Genomic DNA, 19,079 nt, shown 5'->3' with positions numbered 1-19,079 from the left:
TCCTCCCGCCCCCGCCCGCCGTCGGAGTGGAGGGCGCCAGCTACCTCCCCGCCTCACCCGCAGGGCGGAGAAGCCCGAGCCCGGGCCCTCGTACACCGCCCCCACCCCCGCCCCCGTGACGTTTCTCCACAGAAGCAACCAGCCCCCTTGCGCCCGCCGTGAACCAAGCGCTACCCCTGGTGAACAAGGGGGGTCCGCGGTTATCCACAGCCCGACAAGCCCCCCTTGCGCACCACCCCGGCCGTCCCCTACCCCTGGTGAACAAGGGGGCGCGCCGTTATCCACAGCGTGAAGAACCCCCTTGCGCGCACCACCGATCCAGAACCGGCAGCTGACCGTGCAGGAGTCCCGCCACCGAGTCAGAACGGTGGTTCGGTGGAGTAGGCGCCGTCCCAGGCGGGTGTGGTCGGTTTGGTCCTCGGCTGCTGCAGGACTCGTACAGCGTCTTCGATGCGGCCGAGGTCGATGAGGCGCTCGGCACGGAGAGAGCTGTTGAATGTCGGGTGCCGTTCGAGGACTGCGGTGGCTTGCTCAGTACGGCCGGCTTTGGCGAGCACGTCGGACAGGGCCCAGGCCGCGTACCAGGTGTCGCCCTCGGGGTGCGCCCGCGCCTGTTCGATCGCTTCATCGAGCAGGCCGCAGTCGGCCATGAGCGGAAGCCGCATTTGGAAGAGGTCCCAGTCCTCCTTGCCGTCGCTTCGTGCCTTGAGGGCATCGAGGTGGGCCAGGCCGTCCCGGGGCCGGCCGTGGTCGGCGTACAGAGTGCAAAGAGTGTGGACGATCCAGTCCTCCGCGCCGTGTTCGGCGAGCGCGCCCAGCACCTCGATCGCCTCCTCGATCCGTCCGTGCCGGACCAGGAGCTCGGACAGCGGTACAGCCACATGCCACATGCCGGACGGCGTGGCACCGAACGTGCGGTAGGCAGCGATCGCGCCTTCCACATCGCCTCGTTCCTCCAACACTTCGGCAAGGCGCTGCACGGCGTGCCCGTAGTACTCGGACGCCGCGTACCCACGCAGTTCCGTGATCCGGTCGTGCCTCGCCAGCAGGTCGGCCAGCTGGTCCCGGCCGTTGACGGAAGTGACCTCGCGGGTGTGCAGCAGGGCGATCGCCTCCTCGATCCGGCCCTGGCGTTCCCTGATCGTGGCGAGCAGGCCGACTGCGTTGGCCGGTTCCATCCGGAGGTTGTTGCAGTCCGGGTCGTTGCAGGCGGGGACCGCCGCTTCTACCCGGGCCTCCAACAGGGCCGCCGCTTCCTCGTCCATGCCTGCCGCTTCGGCGACGTCCACCAAGCACTCGGCGAGGAACCAGTCCTGGATCCCGGCGCGCAGCAGCATGAACGCCTCGCCGCTGCGGCCGTGGCGGGCCAGCAGGCGCGCGAAGAAAACCAGCGCCGGCCGGTCACCGGCCTCCGCGAAAGGGCGGGACAGCGTGATCGCCTCCTCCACCCGACCCCAGCCCTCCAGCAGCTCCGCCCGCGCTTGGACCGCCGGCCACCAGTTCGTGGCGATGTACGGCGCGAGCACCTCCAACGCCTGCTCGCGCTGGCCCCGATGCCCGAGCAGCCGTGCCCACTCCAGCGCGCAGAACCACTCCCCGCGGCTGGCCTGGAACTCCACTTCCCGCTCATGACCGAGTTCGAGAAGGCGCGTCACCAGCAGCGGAGGAATGCAGCCCGTCAACGTTCGGGCCCGGTAGTCAAGATCAGCAGCGTCCACGGCAGCGCACCTTAGCCCTCACCACCGAACGCGGCACGCACGTCGGAACCATCGCGCGAGAGGGCAGGCGCCAAAGGACCTTTGTTTTCTGAAGATCGCCCCGCCAGAGCAAGATCGGATACGCCCGGGTCTCGACCGGCAGGCAGAAGCTCGAACGGCAGCTCGACGCGCCGGGATTTCTTGTACCTCAACTACTCACGCCCGGTTAACAAGGAGCGCGCCTTATCCACAGCGTGAAGAACCCCCCATACACCTGCGCGCACCACGGACCATCCACTACCCCTGGCTACCAAGGGGGTTCGGCGTTATCCACAGGGTGAACACCCCCCTTGCCAGAGCGGCATCACCCCGGTAACGCAGCGGCACAGTTAACCCCCGGGCACCCACCACCCACCCCCGGCAGCACAGCCGAGGTCACCCCGGCAGCACAGCCCGAACCGCCCATGGCACCACAGCCCCCAAGAGCACAGCGGCGCCCCCGGCAGCACGACCCCCACATCAGCGCAGCCGGCCGCCGGCCCGCGCCCCGGCAGCACAGCGCAGGGGGCGCCGCAAGCGTTTCTCCCCCGGTGCGCTCGAAGGGAGTGCACCCCCGACACATCCCACACGCAGAGCGCCGAAATGGTAACCATGGGTGCATGTTCCAGCGTAAGGGTCGTTCTCGCCCCGCCCCCGACCAACGCCGGGATCCCGCCGAGCCGGGCGACGCCCTGCTCACCCTCATCCGGATGGCCTCGGCGCGGCACGCCGACCCGGCGGCGGCCGTGCACGCGGCGAACGACTTCGGCACCAGCCTGCTGTTGGAACTGGTGCTCACCGCAGGCCCCGGGGCGCACCAGCTGACCTGCATGCCGTGCGGGCCGCAGGTGGACGGCCCGGCGGTCCGCGGCTGGCTACGGGTGCTCGCCCGCCAGCCCACCGCGCCGGACTGGGAGAAGCGCCCCGCGGAGCCGCAACCGGAGCCGGGACCCACGCCGGCGCGAGAGCCCGAGCTGCGGCCGTGGGATGCCCCGGAGGAACCGGCCGAGAACCTCACCGTGCGCAGCGAGGGCCAGGCCGCCGAGTACCTCTCCGCCGCGCTGGCCGCCGGTCATCTGCTCGGCGAGTGCGCGGTGGTGATGCGCTCCGTGACGAACCGTCCGCACCCCTCGCTCGGCGGCACGGTGGAGCTGGTGCGCGGCTGGTACCTCACCGGCCGCCGGCTGCATCCGCTGGACCAGGCGCAGATCTTCGCCGCCCAGTGCACGGACGCGATGACGGGCGAGCCGCTGCCGCCGCAGCCGCGCGTGGAGTACGTCACGGCCTTCCCGGTCCGGCTCCCGGGCGCAGCCACCGACTCCCCCACGGACTGACCGCCCCCGGCCCCGCAGCAGACCTGCCCCGGCCCCTCAGGAGGGCACGGCGGCCCCGAGTTCGCGGTCCAGGGCCCGGACGGCCGGCGCGGCGCGGTGCGGGGCGAGCCGGCGCAGGAACTCGCGGGCGTAGTCGGCGGCACGGACCGACCGCAGCGCGGCGGCGGCGCGCACCGCCTCCCGGCCGATCGCGCAGGCCTCGTCCACCTCGCCCAGGCCGAGCCGCGCGGTGGCCAGCACGGCGGAGCAGAACATCCGGCTGCGCGCGTACTCGGGGCGGCGCAGCCGGAGCGACTCCTGCGCCCAGCGGGCCGCGGCGGCGTACTGCTCCAGGTCGCGGTGGCAGTGCGCGAACTCGTCGGTCAGCTGTGCCTCGTCCATGAAGGCGGCCCACGGCGGCGTCTCGTCGCCGGGTTGGGCGCGCTGCAGGGCGTGTTCGGCGCGCACCAGCTCGGCCGCGCAGGCGCGGGGGTCGCCGAGCAGTCCGTGGCCGCGCGCCTCCACGGCGTGGATGAGCGCCATCACCCGGGGCGGGGCCTGTCCGGCGACGCCCTGGCGGGCGACCCGGGCGAGTTGGACGGCCTCGCGTCCGTGGCCGAGGTGCACGGCCTGGCGGCTCATGCCGACCAGGATGTAGGCGCCGAGCAGCCGGTCGGCGCCGGCCTGGGACAGCCGCAGGGCCTGGACGAGGTAGCGCTGGGCGAGGCCGTGGGCGCCGATGTCGAAGGAGGTCCAGCCGGCGAGCCGGACGAGTTCGGCGACGGCGGCGAACAGCTGGCGGCCGGTGGCCTCGTCGTAGCGGGACCGCAGCAGCGGTTCGGCCTCGGACTCCAGGTACCGCACGGCGGCCTGGCGGGCGTGGCCGCCGCCGTGGGCGGCGTCGAGGGCGCGCAGCGCGTCGGCCACGGTGCGCACGGCGGCCACGTCGGCGGCGCCGATCCGCCCGGGGGGCGCGTCGGGCGCCCACAGGCGGAGTCCGCCGTCGCCGGTGATCGCGACGATCCCGGCGCCGCCTGCACCGCCGCTCCCGGCCACACCGGAAGGCGCACCCGCGGCACCGGGAGCCCCACCGGCAGGCGCGCCGGGAGCCCCGGCCGTCCCCGGTACGGCGGGCAGGCCCCCGGCCTGCCGGTGGGCGGGAGCACGGGTGCCGGGGGGGCGGGTGCCCGGGGTGCGGGGGGTGGCCGGACGGCCCGCGGTTCCGGGGCCGGGGGGGTGGGCGGTGGCCGGGCCGAGCTGTCGCGGGATGAGGCCGCGGCCGTCCCGGGCGGTGGTGTCCGGGGCCGCGCCGGTCCCGCCGGCCACGGAACCGCCGGCCGCGGAACCACCGGCCGGCTGCCCGCGCCCCTGCCCCCCGGCCGAGCCGGCGCGCTCCTCGCGCAGGGTGGCGACCGTCTCCTCGCCGGGGCCGATCAGCCAGTCCCGGCTGGGCACGACCAGGCCGGCGGGCACGAAGCCGACCCGGCCGAGGGCGGAGCGGTTGTCCACGTCGCGCCGCCACAGCGTGGAGGCGATGTCGACGGCCTCGGCGGCCGAGGCCGCGAACTCCAGGCCGGCGTAGACGTGCGGGGAGTCGCCGAAGCCGAGGTCCTGCGGGGAGACCCGGCGCCCCAGTCGTCGGCTGAAGACCTCGGCGATGATCGCCGGGGCGGCGCCGCGTGGCTGCTGGCCGCGCAGCCAGCGGGTCACCGAGGTCTTGTCGTAGCGCAGGTCCAGCCCGTGTTCGGCGCCCACCTGGTCGACCCGGCGGGCGAGTCCGGTGTGCGAGAACCCCGCTTCCTCGATGAGTGCCGCGAGTTGCCTGTTGCCACGCCGTTCGGCCATGCCGGTCCTCCCCTTCCCGTCCCCGCGCCCGCGGGGAGCCGCGCGGCGCGGCGGACCGGGTGCCGCGCGCCTGTCCGTTCCGGTGTATGGACAGTAGCGCTCATACATGGCGACACTCCGTGACCGCCGGGCGGAATCGCCTGCAAGAGTGATGACACTCCGTGAGTTACCGGTCTACGGCCCGTCATGCCGGCGAGCGTGGTATACGCCACGCAGCGACGGCTCGGTGGCGCGGCGTATGGTGGCGGACGGACCAGCCGGCGCCGCCTGGGCGTACGGCATCCCCACCAGGCGAGGAAGGGACATCGTGGGCGAGCTGCGGATGGCCAGGGTCGGCTTCGGAGCGGAGGCGGTGCCCTACCTCGACGCGTGGGAGGAGCAGCGCCGGGTGCACGCGGCCGTGGTCGCCGGCGAGGCGCCGGACACCGTGCTGCTGCTGGAGCACCCGCCGGTCTACACGGCGGGGCGGCGCACCCAGGAGGCGGACCGCCCGCTGGACGGCACCCCGGTGGTGGACGTGGACCGCGGCGGCAAGATCACCTGGCACGGTCCGGGCCAGCTCGTGGGCTATCCGATCGTGCGCCTGCCGGAGCCGGTGGACGTGGTCGCCCACGTGCGGCGGATGGAGGAGGCGCTGATCCGGGCCTGCGCCGAGTTCGGGCTGGCCACCACCCGGATCGAGGGGCGCAGCGGCGTGTGGGTGCTGGGGGACGACGCGCCCGCGCCGGAGGGGGCCGGCGGCGGGCTCGGCGGGCTGGACCTGCGGCTGGACGCCAGGATCTCCCCGGCGGCGCCGATCACCACCCGGTTCGGCCGGCAGATCGACCCGGAGACCGGCGAGCTGCTGGACCCGCGGCTGCGCGGCCCGGAGTACGCCCCGTCCAACACCGGTCAGCGCTCCCGGGACCGCAAGCTGGCGGCGATCGGGGTGCGGGTCTCCCGGGGGGTGACCATGCACGGCTTCGCGCTGAACTGCGACCCCGATCTGACCTGGTATGACCGGATCATCCCGTGTGGGCTGCGGGACGCCGGCGTGACATCGCTCACCGCGGAGCTGGGGCGGAACATCGGCGTCGCCGAGGCGCTTGACGTGGTGGAGCGCCACCTGGCCGCGGTCTTCGAGGAGATGCCGGAGGGGATGCCCTCGCGCTCCTCCGCCGCCGTCGCCTGACCGGCGCCCGCCCGCCCCCGGGCGGGGTCACCGGCCGGGCGTAATCTTGCACGTACCGCACACACGAGTTAGGGAGCCGCGCGTGTCCGCTGTCTCACCGGACGGACGGAAGCTCTTGCGCCTGGAGGTCAGGAACAGCCAGACCCCCATCGAGCGCAAGCCCGAGTGGATCAAGACGCGGGCGAAGATGGGCCCGGAGTACACCCAGCTCCAGTCGCTCGTGAAGCGCGAGGGGCTGCACACGGTGTGCCAGGAGGCCGGCTGCCCCAACATCTTCGAGTGCTGGGAGGACCGCGAGGCGACCTTCCTGATCGGCGGGGACCAGTGCACCCGTCGCTGCGACTTCTGCCAGATCGACACCGGCAAGCCGCAGGACCTGGACCGCGACGAGCCGCGGCGGGTCGCGGAGTCCGTCCTCACCATGGGGCTGAAGTACGCGACCGTGACGGGCGTGGCGCGGGACGACCTGCCGGACGGCGGCGCCTGGCTCTACGCCGAGACGGTGCGGCAGATCCACGCGGTCTCCGCCTCCCTGCCGGACGGACCGACCGGCGTGGAGCTGCTGATCCCGGACTTCAACGCCCGGCCGGAGCAGCTCGCCGAGGTGTTCTCCTCGCGCCCGGAGGTGCTGGCGCACAACGTGGAGACGGTGCCGCGGATCTTCAAGCGCATCCGCCCGGCCTTCCGCTACGAGCGCTCGCTGGAGGTGATCACCCGGGCGCGTGAGGCCGGGCTGGTCACCAAGTCGAACCTGATCCTGGGCATGGGCGAGACCCGGGAGGAGGTCAGCGAGGCGCTGCGCGACCTGCACGGGGCGGGGTGCGAGCTGATCACCATCACCCAGTACCTGCGGCCGTCGGTGCGGCACCACCCGGTGGAGCGCTGGGTGAAGCCGCAGGAGTTCGTGGAGCTGCAGCAGGAGGCCGAGGAGATCGGCTTCTCCGGGGTGATGTCCGGGCCGCTGGTGCGCTCCTCGTACCGGGCGGGCCGGCTGTACCGCCAGGCCGTCGAGCGGCGCCAGGCCCGCGCGGTGGTGGCCTAGGCCCTTCGGGGCGGGATGTCCGTTTCCGGTTCCCTGTGGTGCCGTTCATGCTGGTTTGACCGTGTGGCCACCGCTCGGTAACGCTGCTGCGGCAGGCTGGGCGGTGGACCGGTCGCGGGCCCGGTCCGAGGGACGGCGCCCGCCGGGGGAGGAGTGACGATGGTCGAGATGGTCCCGGCGCGGGAGACGGCCCGCGCGGTTCGGTCGGCGGACGCCCGTCCGTGGCACCGCGCCGCGCTGGCCGGGGCCGTGCGGACGGTGGAGCAGGTGCTGCTGCGGGGCGGTGGTCTGGCCAAGGCCCGGGACAACGCCTGGGAGGCGGTGCGCGCCGACCGGGTGCGGGCCGAGGAGCGGGCGGCGCTCCGCTCCCACCCGGGCCTGAGCCCGCGTCCCCGCGGCTGAGCAACGGTCCGGCAACGACCGCCCCACGTGCGGTGACCGCGTGGAAGCGGGCGGGGGGCGCCACGTATCCTGTGCCACATGGCGAGGAAGGAAAAATCAGACACCCCCGGGCGGATGAAGCAGATCCGTCTGGCCTACCAGATGACGAAGCGGGTCGACTCGAGGGTGGGACTCGTCGTCCTCGGCGTCGGCGTCATCACCTTCGCGGTGGTCCTCGCCATCGGTTTCCTCATCGGCTACCCGATCTACGCCGGCCTCCTGGGCGTGCTGGTCGCGGTGCTGGCGATGACCATCGTCTTCGGGCGGCGTGCCGAACGGGCCGCTTTCAGCCAGATGGAGGGCCAGCCGGGCGCGGCGGTGGCCGTGCTGCAGACCCGTGCCATGGAGCGGCAGTGGTCGGTCACCCCCACGGTGGCGGCCAACCGCAACCAGGACGTCGTCCACCGGGCGGTCGGCCGCGCGGGCATCGTGCTGGTCGGTGAGGGCAACCCCAACCGGCTGCGCTCGATGATCACGGCGGAGAAGCGCAAGATGGGCCGGGTCGTCGCGGACGTGCCGGTGTACGACGTGCTGGTCGGCGACGACGAGGGCCAGGTGCCGCTGAAGAAGCTCCAGTCGCACCTGCTGCGGCTGCCCCGGTCGCTGCCCAAGCAGCAGGTCAACGAGGTCAACGACCGGCTGCGCGCGCTGGGCGACCTGCTGAGCAACATGCCGGTGCCCAAGGGGCCGATGCCGAAGAACATGCGGATGCCGCGCGGCGGTCGGATCCGCTGAATCGTCCCGAACAACGAGAAGGGCTTGGCCCGGCCGGGATTCCCGGCCGGGCCAAGCCCTTCTCCTGTTCCCTTCCCCCCGCGCGTCCTCCCCCGCGGCCGCCGCCCGGGCGGGCTAGGCGCGGAGCGTCACAGCCGCACCTCGACGGTTCCGGCCAGCTTGTCGTGCAGGCCGCGGCCGTCCCGGTCCCAGATCACGGCGGGCACCACGAGCAGCAGCAGCACGGTGCGGGCCAGCACCCGCCCCGGCCCGGGCCGCCGGCCGTCGAGCCGGATCACCCGCAGCCCGAACAGCCGCTTGCCGACGGTCAGGCCGGTCGTGCCGATCAGCAGCAGGCTCATCACCAGGAACAGCCCGGCCGCCCAGAGGCTGGCCGTCATCTGGTCGCCCGGCGAGATCAGCTGTGTGGCGATGAGCGAACACGCCCACCAGTCGACGAAGAGGGCGCCGATCCGGCGCCCGTTGGGCGCGATCGCCCCGCTGCCCGACCGCGGCAGCCCGAGGCGCTCGCCCCGGTAGCCGAAGTCGACTCCCATCTCCTCGGCCGCCGCCTGCGGGCCGGAGATCCACGTCCCCAGAGCTCTCCTGCTGTCCACGCGTCAACGGTAACCCGCGCGTCCCCGGCGGCTCGGGGCGGCCCCGCGGACGCGGGACGCCCTCCCGTGACAGGATGACCACAGCGGATGACGGCGGATGACGGCGGTGTGTCGAGCGACACGATGCCGACACCCCCGTTAACACTGGTGAAACAAACCAGTCATGGCCGGGAAACCGCCCCTGTCTATGGTCGAGCGCATCGACGACCCGCGGGAAGGTCATCGATTCGTACACCACGCCCGTGCCGCAGGACGGGCCGAGGAGGATGTGGATGTTCCAGAACGCCGACGAGGTGTCGCGGTACATCGCGGACAATGACGTCAAGTTCATCGACGTCCGGTTCTGCGACCTGCCGGGCATCATGCAGCACTTCACCATCCCGGTGGAGGTTTTCGACCCGTCCGAGACGCTGGCGTTCGACGGCTCGTCCATCCGCGGCTTCCAGGCCATCCACGAGTCCGACATGGCCCTGCGCCCGGACCTCGGCACGGCCCGCCTGGACCCGTTCCGCCGGGACAAGACGCTCAACATCAACTTCTTCATCCACGACCCGCTCACGGATGAGGAGTACAGCCGGGACCCGCGCAACGTCGCCAAGAAGGCCGAGCGCTACCTGGCCGGCACCGGCGTGGCCGACACCGCCTTCTTCGGTCCCGAGGCCGAGTTCTACGTCTTCGACGACGTGCGGTTCTCCACCAGCTCCAACGAGAGCTACTACCACATCGACTCCGAGGCCGGCGCCTGGAACACCGGCCGGATCGAGGAGGGTGGCAACCGCGGCTACAAGGTCCGCTACAAGGGCGGCTACTTCCCCGCCCCGCCGGTGGACCACTTCGCCGACCTCCGCGCGGAGATCTCCCTGGAGCTGGCCAAGGCCGGCCTCCAGGTCGAGCGCCAGCACCACGAGGTGGGCACCGCCGGCCAGGCGGAGATCAACTACAAGTTCAACACCCTGCTCGCCGCCGCCGACGACCTGATGCTCTTCAAGTACATCGTGAAGAACGTCGCCTGGCGCAACGGCAAGACCGCCACCTTCATGCCGAAGCCGATCTTCGGTGACAACGGCTCCGGCATGCACTGCCACCAGTCGCTGTGGAAGGACGGCTCGCCGCTCTTCTACGACGAGGTCGGCTACGCGGGCCTGTCCGACACCGCCCGCTACTACATCGGCGGTCTGCTCAAGCACGCCCCGTCGCTGCTGGCCTTCACCAACCCGACGGTGAACTCCTACCACCGTCTGGTCCCGGGCTTCGAGGCCCCGGTGAACCTGGTGTACTCGCAGCGCAACCGCTCCGCGTGCATCCGCATCCCGATCACCGGCGCCAACCCGAAGGCCAAGCGCATCGAGTTCCGCGTGCCGGACCCGTCCTCCAACCCGTACCTGGCCTTCTCCGCCATGCTGATGGCCGGCCTGGACGGCATCAAGAACAAGATCGAGCCGGCCCAGCCGATCGACAAGGACCTCTACGAGCTGCCCCCGGAGGAGCACTCCGCGGTCCCGCAGGTCCCGGGCTCCCTCGACGCGGTCCTGACCGCCCTGGAGGGCGACCACGACTACCTGCTCGAGGGCGGCGTCTTCACCCAGGACCTCATCGAGACCTGGATCGACTACAAGCGCACCAACGAGGTCGACCCGATCCGTCTGCGCCCGCACCCGCACGAGTTCGAGATGTACTTCGACATCTAGGACTCGCCTGAGCCGGTCCGGGGCGCGAAGCTCCCGGGCCGGTCACCGGGGACTGCTGAGCCCTGCCACCATCCGCAAGGACGTGGCAGGGCTCAGCCATTTCCAGCACGACCCGAGCGAGCGGCCCCCTCCCCCACCGGCTCCCGCCGGCAGTCTCCACGGCGAGCACCCAGCTACGTCGAGCTGGCCGAGAAGGACCGCTTCGCTCCCTGTGGTCACGACCCGCCGCCCGGGTCGCGGAACCTGTCGGCGCGCCGGTTCGCAGGCGACCCGCCGAAGGGGGCGTCCGGACCCGGCACGCCACCGGGGGCTGGCTATCCTCCGGAGTCGGTCGGTGTGGCGGGCGAGCGAGTGGGTGGTGGGAGAGGGTGGGCGGAACCCGGGGGATCGCGGCTCGGCGCGGAGGCGTGGCCAGGGGGAGTTGGAGGCCCAGGTGCTCGGTGCCCTGCGGCAGGCGCCGGGGCCGGTGAGCGCGGCCTGGGTGAGGGAACGGGTGGGGGGAGAGCTCGCGTACACCACGGTCGTGACGATCCTGACCCGCCTGCACCTGAAGGGGGCGGTGGCCCGGGAACGCGCGGGGCGGTCGTTCGCGTGGACGCCGATCGCCGACGAGGCCGGGCTCGCCGCCCTGCGGATGCGCCGCGTGCTGGACGCCGAAGCGGATCGCCAGGCGGTTCTCGCCAGCTTCGTCACCGCCCTGTCAGCCGACGACGAGCGGCTCCTGCGCGACCTGCTGGCCCAGGCGGACGGCGACGGGGACCAGTGACGGCATGGGCCTGTTCGTCTTCCTGCCGCTGGTGCTGCCGCTGACCGCGTGGCCGGTCGCCCGACTGGCCACGCAGCACCTGCACCCGAGGGGCGCGACCCGCCTGCTGTCCGCCCTGGCGTGTGTGCTGGCGGCGTGCAGCACACTGTGCCTGGGGCTGCTCGTCGTGGTGGGGACGGCGCAGTTGCCCGGGAACCCACTGCCCGACGGGTCGGGCCCCTCATCTCGTGCCCACCGTCCGAGGCGGTCAGCACACCGACCGGTTCACCCCTGTCGCCGGGTCGCCTGGAGGGCGCGGCGGTGGGAGGGGTCGTTGATCTCGCCGACGAGTTCCTCCAGGACGTCCTCCATGGTCACCAGTCCCGCGGTGCGCCCGCCGGGGCCGACCACGGCGGCGATGTGGGCGGCGTCGCGGCGCATGGTCTCCATGGCGTCGTCCAGGGTGGCGTCCGCGGGGATCGACAGGATCGGACGCCAGGCCGCGCGCGGGACCGGGGCGTCCTGCTCCGGCGCGGTCAGGGCGTCCTTGACGTGCAGGTAGCCCTGGATGCGGCCGTCCCCGGTCACCACGGGGAACCGGGAGAAGCCGGTGGAGCCGGTCAGCCGCTGGAGCTGGCGCGGCGTGACCTCGGGCGTGACGGTGACCGTGTGCTGGGTGGTCAGCAGGACGTCCGTGACCGGACGGCTGCCGAGTTCCAGGGCGTCGGCGAGCCGCTCCTGCTCGTGGGGGTCGAGCAGCCCGGCGGTGCGGGTCTCCTCGACCATGCGGGTCATCTCCTCCGCCGTGAACACCGAGGCCACCTCGTCCTTGGCCTGCACGCCGATCAGGCGCAGCAGGAGGTTGGCGAAGGTGTTGATGGTGTGGATCAGCGGGCGCAGCAGGCGGGTGAGGGTGACCAGGGCCGGGCCGAGCAGGAGGGCGGTGCGTTCCGGCGCGGCCAGCGCGATGTTCTTCGGGATCATCTCGCCGATGAGCATGTGCAGGTAGGTGGCGAGGGCGAGGGCGATCACGAAGGCGATGGGGTGCACCAGGGCGTGGGGGATGCCGGCCGCCTCGAAGCCGGGTTCCAGCAGGTGGGCGATGGCCGGCTCGGCCACCGCGCCCAGCACCAGCGAGGAGACGGTGATGCCCAGCTGCGCGGTGGCCATCATCGCGGAGACGTTCTCCAGCGCGTGGACGACCCGCTGGGCCCGGCGGTCGCCGGCCTGGGCGCGTGGTTCGATCTGGCTGCGGCGCACGGAGATCAGGGCGAACTCGGCGCCGACGAAGAAGGCGTTGGTCACCAGGGTGAGCGCGCCGAGGAGCAGCTGGAAGGCGATCAACGGTCCGCTCCCTCGTCCTCCGGCGCGGCGGTGGCGTCCTGGTCGCCGGTGCGGACGACCAGGACGCTCGCGGCGTGGTGGTGGTCCACCGACCGCACGGTCAGGGTCCAGCCCGCGAGGTCGACGGTGTCTCCGACGACCGGGATGCGTTCGAGCCGGTCGGCCAGGTATCCGGCGACGGTCTCGTAGGGGCCCTCGGGCAGCCGCAGGCCGATCGCCTCGTACAGGTCGTCCGCCTGGTGGACGCCGGTCACCTGCCAGCGCGGCCCGGTCCCGTCCGGGTCCGGCAGGGCCACCACGCCGGGCTGCTCGTCGGTGTCGTGTTCGTCGCGCACCTCGCCGACGATCTCCTCGATGACGTCCTCCAGGGTCACCACGCCCGCGGTGCCGCCGTACTCGTCGACCACCACCGCGATGGTCTGCCGCCAGCGCAGCTGCTCCAGCAGCTCGTCCAGCGGCACCGTCTCCGGGACCCGGACCGGCTCGCTGGCCAGGCTGCCGACGGTGCGGACGTCCCGCTCCTCCTCGGGGAGGGCGAGGGCGTCCTTCAGGTGGACGACGCCGCTGACGTCGTCGAGGTCCCCGGGGTGCACGGGGAACCGCGAGTGCCCGGTGCGCGCGGCCAGCGCGACGAGCTCCGCGGCGGTGTCGCCCTCGCGGAGGGTGTGCACCCGTATCCGCGGCACCATGACGCTGCTCGCGGTCCGCTCGCTGAGCCGCAGGGTGCGCACGAACAGCTCGGCGGTGCCCGGCTCCAGGGTGCCGGCCTTGGCCGAGTGCCGCGCCAGCGCACCCAGTTCCTGCGGGGTGCGCACGGAGTTCAGCTCCTCGGTCGGCTCCAGACCGATCCGCCGCACGAACCAGTTGGCGGTCGTGTTGAGCCCGCCGATCAGCGGGCCGGCGACGGCGGAGAAGGCCCGCTGCGGTCCGGCCACCGCCTTGGCCACCGCCAGGGGACGGGAGATCGCCCAGTTCTTCGGCACCAGCTCGCCGATCACCATCAGCGCCACGGTGGAGAGCACCACGCCCAGCAGCACCGCGACGGCGGACGCCGTGGCCGACGGCAGGCCGGCCGCCTCCAGCGGGCCGTTCAGCAGGCTGGCGATGGACGGTTCGGCGAGCATCCCGATGATCAGCGACGTCAGGGTGATGCCCAGCTGGGCGCCGGAGAGCTGGAAGGTCAGCCGGCGTACCGCCGCCAGCGCCCCCGCGGCTCCGCGCTCGCCGGCCGCGGCGGCGCGCTCCAGCTCCGCCCGTTCCACCGTGGTCAGCGAGAACTCGGCCGCCACGAAGACACCGCACAGGACCATCAGCGCGATGGCCAGCAGCAACAACAGGACCTCGGTCACCGGCCCGCCCCCGCCGCGCGCGCCGCACGGCGCGGATCCCACGTCATCACGCCGCCACGGCGCCGGGCGCCCGGGGCGCCGGTACTTCGGGGTAGATCGTCACGCATCGTCGGAAGGGTCACTCCTCACAGTCAGACCGACGGGGCACCGCCGGCCAAGGGGGACACACCCCACCAACAGTAAAGGGTTGGTCAAGAACGGCCGTGAACGCCTTTCACCCCTCCTCCAGGGGGCGGGAGGCGGCCGCAGAGGGCCACCTGGAAAAAGTGGCTGAAGCCCTGCGCGGGGAGGTGCCGAGAAAGCTCCAGAGCGGCCCTCTGTCGCATTTTCGGGGAGTTCAGGTAGGGGGGATTGGGTCTGGCGGAGTTAGGGGCGCACACAGCCACATAGGGGTGTTCTCACCCCTACGACCAGGGGCGCCTCCGGTATTCTGAACGGCGTTCCGGCAGTCAGCGGTCCGAGGCCTCGCGAGCCTCCGGGCCCGTTCGGGCTGCCCGTCCTGTCTCCGCCAGCTGTCCGGCCGCTCTCGCACCGTGGTGCCCGAGCGGTGTCCGGCGTGCCCGAAAGAGAGCATCTGTGACCACTTTCGACACTCGCGTCGCCACCGGTTCCCCCGAATCCCAGCAGCCCGGCCAGGTGGAGGCGGCGTCGTACGACGCCAGCGCGATCACGGTGCTGGACGGGCTGGACGCCGTGCGCAAGCGGCCCGGGATGTACATCGGCACCACGGGAGAGCGAGGACTGCACCACCTGGTGCAGGAGCTCGTGGACAACTCCGTGGACGAGGCGCTCGCGGGGGTGGCCGACCGGATCGACGTGACGATCCTGGCCGACGGTGGCGTGCGGGTGGTCGACAACGGCCGCGGCATTCCGGTGGGGACGCACCCGGTGGAGAAGCGGCCGGCCGTCGAGGTGGTGCTGACCGTGCTGCACGCGGGCGGGAAGTTCGGGGGCGGCGGGTACGCGGTCTCCGGCGGCCTGCACGGGGTGGGCCTGTCGGTGGTCAACGCCCTGTCGACCCGGCTGTCGGCGGAGATCTGGACCGACGGCCACCGCTGGACGCAGGACTACCGGGGCGGCGCCCCCACCGCCCCGCTGGCCCGCCACGAGGCCACCTCACGGACCGGCACCTCGCTGACGTTCTGGGCGGACGGCGACATCTTCGAGACCACCGAGTACTCCTTCGAGACGCTGGCCAGGCGCTTCCAGGAGATGGCCTTCCTCAACCGCGGGCTCACCCTGACCCTCACCGACGAACGGCCCTCCGCGCGCGCGACGGCCGCGGCCGACGCACCCGCCTCCGCCCCGGCGGCGAAGAGCGTCTCCTACCGCTACGACGGCGGCATCACCGACTTCGTCGCCCACCTCAACGCCCGCAAGGGCGAGCCGGTGCACCCCTCGGTCATCACCATCGCCGCCGAGGACCCGGAACGGCTGCTGTCGGCCGAGGTCGCCCTGCAGTGGAACGGCCAGTACACCGACAGCGTGTACTCCTACGCCAACGCGATCCACACCCATGAGGGCGGCACCCACGAGGAGGGCTTCCGCACGGCGCTGACCACCGTGGTCAACCGCTACGCGCGGGAGAGGAAGCTGCTGCGGGAGAAGGACGCGAACCTCTCCGGCGAGGACGTCCGCGAGGGCCTGACCGCGATCATCTCGGTCAAGCTCGGCGAGCCGCAGTTCGAGGGGCAGACCAAGACCAAACTCGGCAACACCGAGGCGCGCGCCTTCGTGCAGAAGATCGTCCACGAGCACCTGACCGACTGGTTCGACCGCAACCCGAACGAGGCCGCGGACATCGTGCGCAAGGCCATCCAGGCGGCCACCGCCCGGGTCGCGGCCCGCCGGGCGCGCGAGCTGACCCGCCGCAAGAGCCTGCTGGAGACGGCGGCGCTGCCGGGCAAGCTGTCCGACTGCCAGTCGAACGACCCGGCGGTGTCGGAGATCTTCATCGTCGAGGGGGACTCCGCCGGCGGCTCGGCCAAATCCGGGCGCAACCCGCGCTACCAGGCGATCCTCCCGATCCGCGGCAAGATCCTCAACGTCGAGAAGGCGCGGATCGACAGGATCCTGCACAACCAGGAGATCCAGGCGATCATCTCCGCGTTCGGCACGGGCGTGCACGAGGACTTCGACATCGCCAGGCTCCGCTACCACAAGATCATCCTGATGGCGGACGCCGACGTCGACGGCCAGCACATCAACACCCTGCTGCTGACCTTCCTGTTCCGCTTCATGCGCCCGCTCGTCGAGGAGGGCCATGTCTACCTCTCCCGCCCCCCGCTGTACAAGATCAAGTGGAGCCGGGAGCACGTCGAGTACGCCTACTCGGACCGCGAACGCGACGTGCTCCTGGAACGGGGCCGGCGGGACGGCCGCCGGGTCCGGGACGACTCCATCCAGCGCTTCAAGGGCCTGGGCGAGATGAACGCCGAGGAGCTGCGCGTCACCACCATGGACCCCGACCACCGGGTGCTGGGCCGGGTCACCCTCGACGACGCGGCCGTCGCCGACGACCTCTTCTCCGTCCTGATGGGCGAGGACGTCGAGGCCCGCCGCCACTTCATCCAGCGCAACGCCAAGGACGTCCGCTTCCTCGACATCTGACCCCGGGGCGGCCGTGGCGGGGCGGCGCCGGATAAGTGATCCGCGTCACATCCTGTCACAGCGGTCGGGCGCGTGGTGTCTTCAGGGCGAACCCCGAGACGAGGGAGGCACCATGAGCCAGAACACCGAGGTGGTCGTGGTCGGCGGCGGGTACGCCGGCGTGATGGCCGCCAACCGCCTGACCGCTCGCGACGGCGTGACCGTGACGCTGGTCAACCCGCGCCCGGACTTCGTCCACCGCGTCCGCCTGCACCAGCTGGTGGGCGGATCGGACGACGCCGTCGTCGAGTACCGGGAGGTCCTGGCCGGGGGCGTCCGGCTGGTGGTCGACACGGTGACCCGGATCGACGCGGCCGGGCGCGGCCTGGAGCTGGCGTCGGGCGGAACGGTGGGCTACGACTACCTGGTCTACGCGGTGGGCAGCGGCAGCGCCGACCCGCGGGTGCCCGGAGCGGCCGAGTTCGCCTACCCGATCGCCACCCTGGAGGAGGCCGAGCGGCTGCGGTCGGGCCTCGACGACGTGCCCGCGACGGCCCCGGTGACGGTCGTCGGAGCCGGCCCGACCGGCATCGAGACCGCCGCCGAACTGGCGGAGGCGGGCCGCGCCGTGACCCTGGTCTGCGGCGGCGTCCTCGGACCGTACCTGCACACCCGGGGCCGGCGCTCGGTCGCGCGGCGGCTGGCGCAGCTCGGCGTGACCGTCGTCGACGGCTCCGGAACGAAGGTGACGGCGATGACCCGCGACGCCGTGCGGCTCGCCGACGGCCGCGAGCTGCCGAGCGCGGTGACCGTCTGGACCGCCGGCTTCGGCGTGCCGGACCTGGCCGCGCGCAGCGGCCTGACCACCGACGCCGTCGGCCGCCTGCTCACCGACGAGACGCTGACCAGCGTGGACGACCCGCGCATCGTCGCGGCCGGCGACTCGGCCGCCCCGTCCGACCTGCCGCTGCGGATGAGCTGCCAGGCCGCGATGCCGCTGGGCGCGCGGGCCGCCGACACGGTGCTCAGCCGGATCGACGGCGAACGGCCCTCGCCCCTCAACCAGGTGTTCGCGGGCCAGTGCATCAGCCTGGGGCGGCGCGCCGGCATCTTCCAGTTCGCCCACCGGCACGACGTCGCGCTGTGGTTCCACATCGACGGCCGCCCCGGTGCGAAGCTCAAGGAGTTCGTGTGCCAGGGCATCGTCAAGCACCTGGCCGAGGAGGCGCACAAGCCCGGCACGTACCGCCTGCACCGCGTCTCGGGAGGCGGCAAGCGCCAGGAACTGCTGCGGGCCGGGCGCGGCGAAGCGCCGGCCACCGCGGAACGTGCCGCGGCGTAGCCGGGCGGACCTGGTCGGTCCGGTCGGACCGCGGCGGATCCGGAGCGCGGCTCGTGCGGCGACGCCCTCACCGGGGGCGCCGCCGCACAGCTGGTCGGATCGCGCGGCCGCCGGTGCTCGGGGAACCGTGCCGGAGGGGCGCGCGTGGAGGCCCTCGGCGATCCGCCGGTCGCCGAGGCCGCGAGAGAGAGGGGTCGAGACATGAGCGACCGGACCAGTGACCCGGCGACGGAGACGTTCGTCGCCCACCGCAACCTGCTCTTCACCGTCGCCTACGAGATGCTCGGATCGGCGGCCGACGCCGAGGACGTCCTCCAGGAGACCTGGCTGCGGTGGGTCGAGGTCGATCTGGAGCAGGTGCAGGACCAGCGCGCCTACCTGGTGCGGATCACGACCCGGCAGGCGCTCAACCGGCTGCGGGCGATGACGCGCCGCAAGGAGGCGTACGTCGGGCCCTGGCTGCCGGAGCCGCTGCTCACCGCGCCGGACGTGGCCCAGGACGTCGAGCTGGCCGAGAGCGTGTCAATGGCGCTGATGCTCGTCCTGGAGACGCTGGCGCCGACCGAGCGCGCCGTCTTCGTGCTGCACGAGGTCTTCGACGTCGGATACGACGAGATCGCCGAGGCCGTCGGCAAGAGCCCCGCGGCCGTCCGCCAGATCGCGCACCGCGCCCGCCGGCACGTCGACGCCCGCCGCCCCCGCCAGACGGCCTCCCCGAGCAGGACCCGGGCGGCCCTGGCGTCGTTCCAGCGCGCGCTGGAGACCGGGGACCTCCAGGGCCTGCTGGACGTGCTCGCCCCCGAGGTGGTCCTGATGAGCGACGGCGGCGGGGTCAAGCACGCCGCGCTGCGGCCGGTCACCGGGGCCGACAAGGTGGTGCGCATGTTCGGCGGCGGCATCGGCAGGCTCGACGCCGTGCTCACCACCGAGCCCACCGTGGTCAACGGCAGCCCGGCGCTCCTCGTCCGCCTGGACGGCGAGCTCGACGGCATCATGGCGGTCCGGGTCGAGGACGGCCGCATCACCGGCCTCTACTACGTCCGCAACCCGGAGAAGCTGACCCACGTGCAGTCCGAGATCCCGCTCACCCTGCGCTGAGCCACCGGGGCGGCGGACCGGCCGCGGACCGGCTCCGCGCACCGG

At 72.7% G+C, this 19,079-nt stretch carries 15 protein-coding genes and 1 pseudogene; 11 read left to right on the top strand and 5 right to left on the bottom strand.

What is annotated here, in order from left to right:
- Positions 1-359: 359 nt before the first annotated feature.
- Positions 360-1,718, bottom strand: a complete 1,359-nt coding sequence (locus FHU37_RS19835) for a tetratricopeptide repeat protein (RefSeq protein WP_179815486.1) — start codon at positions 1,716-1,718, stop codon at positions 360-362.
- 638 nt (positions 1,719-2,356) lie between these two features.
- Between FHU37_RS19835 and FHU37_RS19830 the strand changes: the two genes are divergently transcribed.
- The gene (locus FHU37_RS19830) at positions 2,357-3,070 is read left to right on the top strand and encodes a hypothetical protein (RefSeq protein ID WP_179815485.1); all 714 of its coding nucleotides are present in this window, start codon (positions 2,357-2,359) and stop codon (positions 3,068-3,070) included.
- Positions 3,071-3,106: 36 nt separating this feature from the next.
- Here FHU37_RS19830 and FHU37_RS19825 read toward each other — a convergent pair whose 3' ends face one another.
- Positions 3,107-4,894, bottom strand: a complete 1,788-nt coding sequence (locus tag FHU37_RS19825; RefSeq protein WP_179815484.1) for an NsdA family TPR-like regulatory protein — start codon at positions 4,892-4,894, stop codon at positions 3,107-3,109.
- 307 nt (positions 4,895-5,201) lie between these two features.
- Between FHU37_RS19825 and lipB the strand changes: the two genes are divergently transcribed.
- From lipB to FHU37_RS19805, 4 genes are all read left to right on the top strand, one after another.
- Positions 5,202-6,065 carry a lipoyl(octanoyl) transferase LipB gene (gene lipB, locus FHU37_RS19820; protein ID WP_179815483.1) on the top strand — a complete coding sequence of 288 codons (864 nt, stop codon included), beginning with the start codon at positions 5,202-5,204 and terminating at the stop codon, positions 6,063-6,065.
- A gap of 82 nt (positions 6,066-6,147) precedes the next feature.
- Positions 6,148-7,107, top strand: a complete 960-nt coding sequence (gene lipA / locus FHU37_RS19815) for a lipoyl synthase (protein WP_179815482.1) — start codon at positions 6,148-6,150, stop codon at positions 7,105-7,107.
- Between the two features lie 159 nt (positions 7,108-7,266).
- Positions 7,267-7,509: a hypothetical protein gene (locus FHU37_RS19810; protein ID WP_179812180.1), complete on the top strand. Its 243-nt coding sequence runs from the start codon at positions 7,267-7,269 to the stop codon at positions 7,507-7,509.
- Between the two features lie 78 nt (positions 7,510-7,587).
- A complete protein-coding gene (locus FHU37_RS19805; RefSeq protein WP_179815481.1) occupies positions 7,588-8,283 on the top strand; it encodes a DUF4191 domain-containing protein in 696 nt (231 codons plus the stop codon).
- A gap of 128 nt (positions 8,284-8,411) precedes the next feature.
- On the opposite strand, the gene FHU37_RS19800 is transcribed toward FHU37_RS19805, so the two are convergent.
- Positions 8,412-8,879 (bottom strand): RDD family protein, encoded by a 468-nt coding sequence (locus FHU37_RS19800; protein ID WP_179815480.1) that lies wholly within the window; start codon positions 8,877-8,879, stop codon positions 8,412-8,414.
- Positions 8,880-9,151: 272 nt separating this feature from the next.
- On the opposite strand from FHU37_RS19800, the gene glnA reads away from it, so the two are divergent.
- The 3 genes and pseudogenes from glnA to FHU37_RS28465 form a co-directional block, all read left to right on the top strand.
- A complete protein-coding gene (glnA, locus tag FHU37_RS19795) occupies positions 9,152-10,567 on the top strand; it encodes a type I glutamate--ammonia ligase (protein ID WP_179815479.1) in 1,416 nt (471 codons plus the stop codon).
- 358 nt (positions 10,568-10,925) lie between these two features.
- Positions 10,926-11,333: a BlaI/MecI/CopY family transcriptional regulator gene (locus tag FHU37_RS19790; protein ID WP_376774041.1), complete on the top strand. Its 408-nt coding sequence runs from the start codon at positions 10,926-10,928 to the stop codon at positions 11,331-11,333.
- A gap of 4 nt (positions 11,334-11,337) precedes the next feature.
- A pseudogene (locus FHU37_RS28465) lies at positions 11,338-11,574 on the top strand (M56 family peptidase); the annotation flags it as partial.
- A gap of 23 nt (positions 11,575-11,597) precedes the next feature.
- On the opposite strand, the gene FHU37_RS19785 reads toward FHU37_RS28465, so the two are convergent.
- Entirely contained in the window at positions 11,598-12,656 is a 1,059-nt protein-coding gene (locus FHU37_RS19785; protein WP_179815478.1) for a hemolysin family protein, read from the bottom strand.
- Entirely contained in the window at positions 12,653-14,005 is a 1,353-nt protein-coding gene (locus FHU37_RS19780) for a hemolysin family protein (RefSeq protein ID WP_179815477.1), read from the bottom strand. The genes FHU37_RS19785 and FHU37_RS19780 overlap by 4 nt, the downstream gene beginning before the upstream one ends.
- A 576-nt stretch (positions 14,006-14,581) precedes the next feature.
- Between FHU37_RS19780 and gyrB the strand changes: the two genes are divergently transcribed.
- From gyrB to FHU37_RS19765, 3 genes are all read left to right on the top strand, one after another.
- Complete coding sequence (gyrB, locus tag FHU37_RS19775) at positions 14,582-16,615, top strand: DNA topoisomerase (ATP-hydrolyzing) subunit B (RefSeq protein ID WP_179815476.1); 2,034 nt, start codon at positions 14,582-14,584, stop codon at positions 16,613-16,615.
- Positions 16,616-16,727: 112 nt separating this feature from the next.
- On the top strand, positions 16,728-17,936 hold the full coding sequence (locus FHU37_RS19770) for an NAD(P)/FAD-dependent oxidoreductase (protein WP_179815475.1): 1,209 nt from the start codon (positions 16,728-16,730) through the stop codon (positions 17,934-17,936).
- A gap of 201 nt (positions 17,937-18,137) precedes the next feature.
- Complete coding sequence (locus FHU37_RS19765; protein WP_179815474.1) at positions 18,138-19,034, top strand: RNA polymerase sigma-70 factor; 897 nt, start codon at positions 18,138-18,140, stop codon at positions 19,032-19,034.
- Positions 19,035-19,079 lie beyond the last annotated feature (45 nt).

Origin of the sequence: Allostreptomyces psammosilenae (genome assembly GCF_013407765.1) — a bacterium.
GTDB classification, from domain to species: Bacteria; Actinomycetota; Actinomycetes; order Streptomycetales; family Streptomycetaceae; genus Allostreptomyces; species Allostreptomyces psammosilenae.
This window is presented reverse-complemented; position numbering and strand designations above follow the sequence as displayed.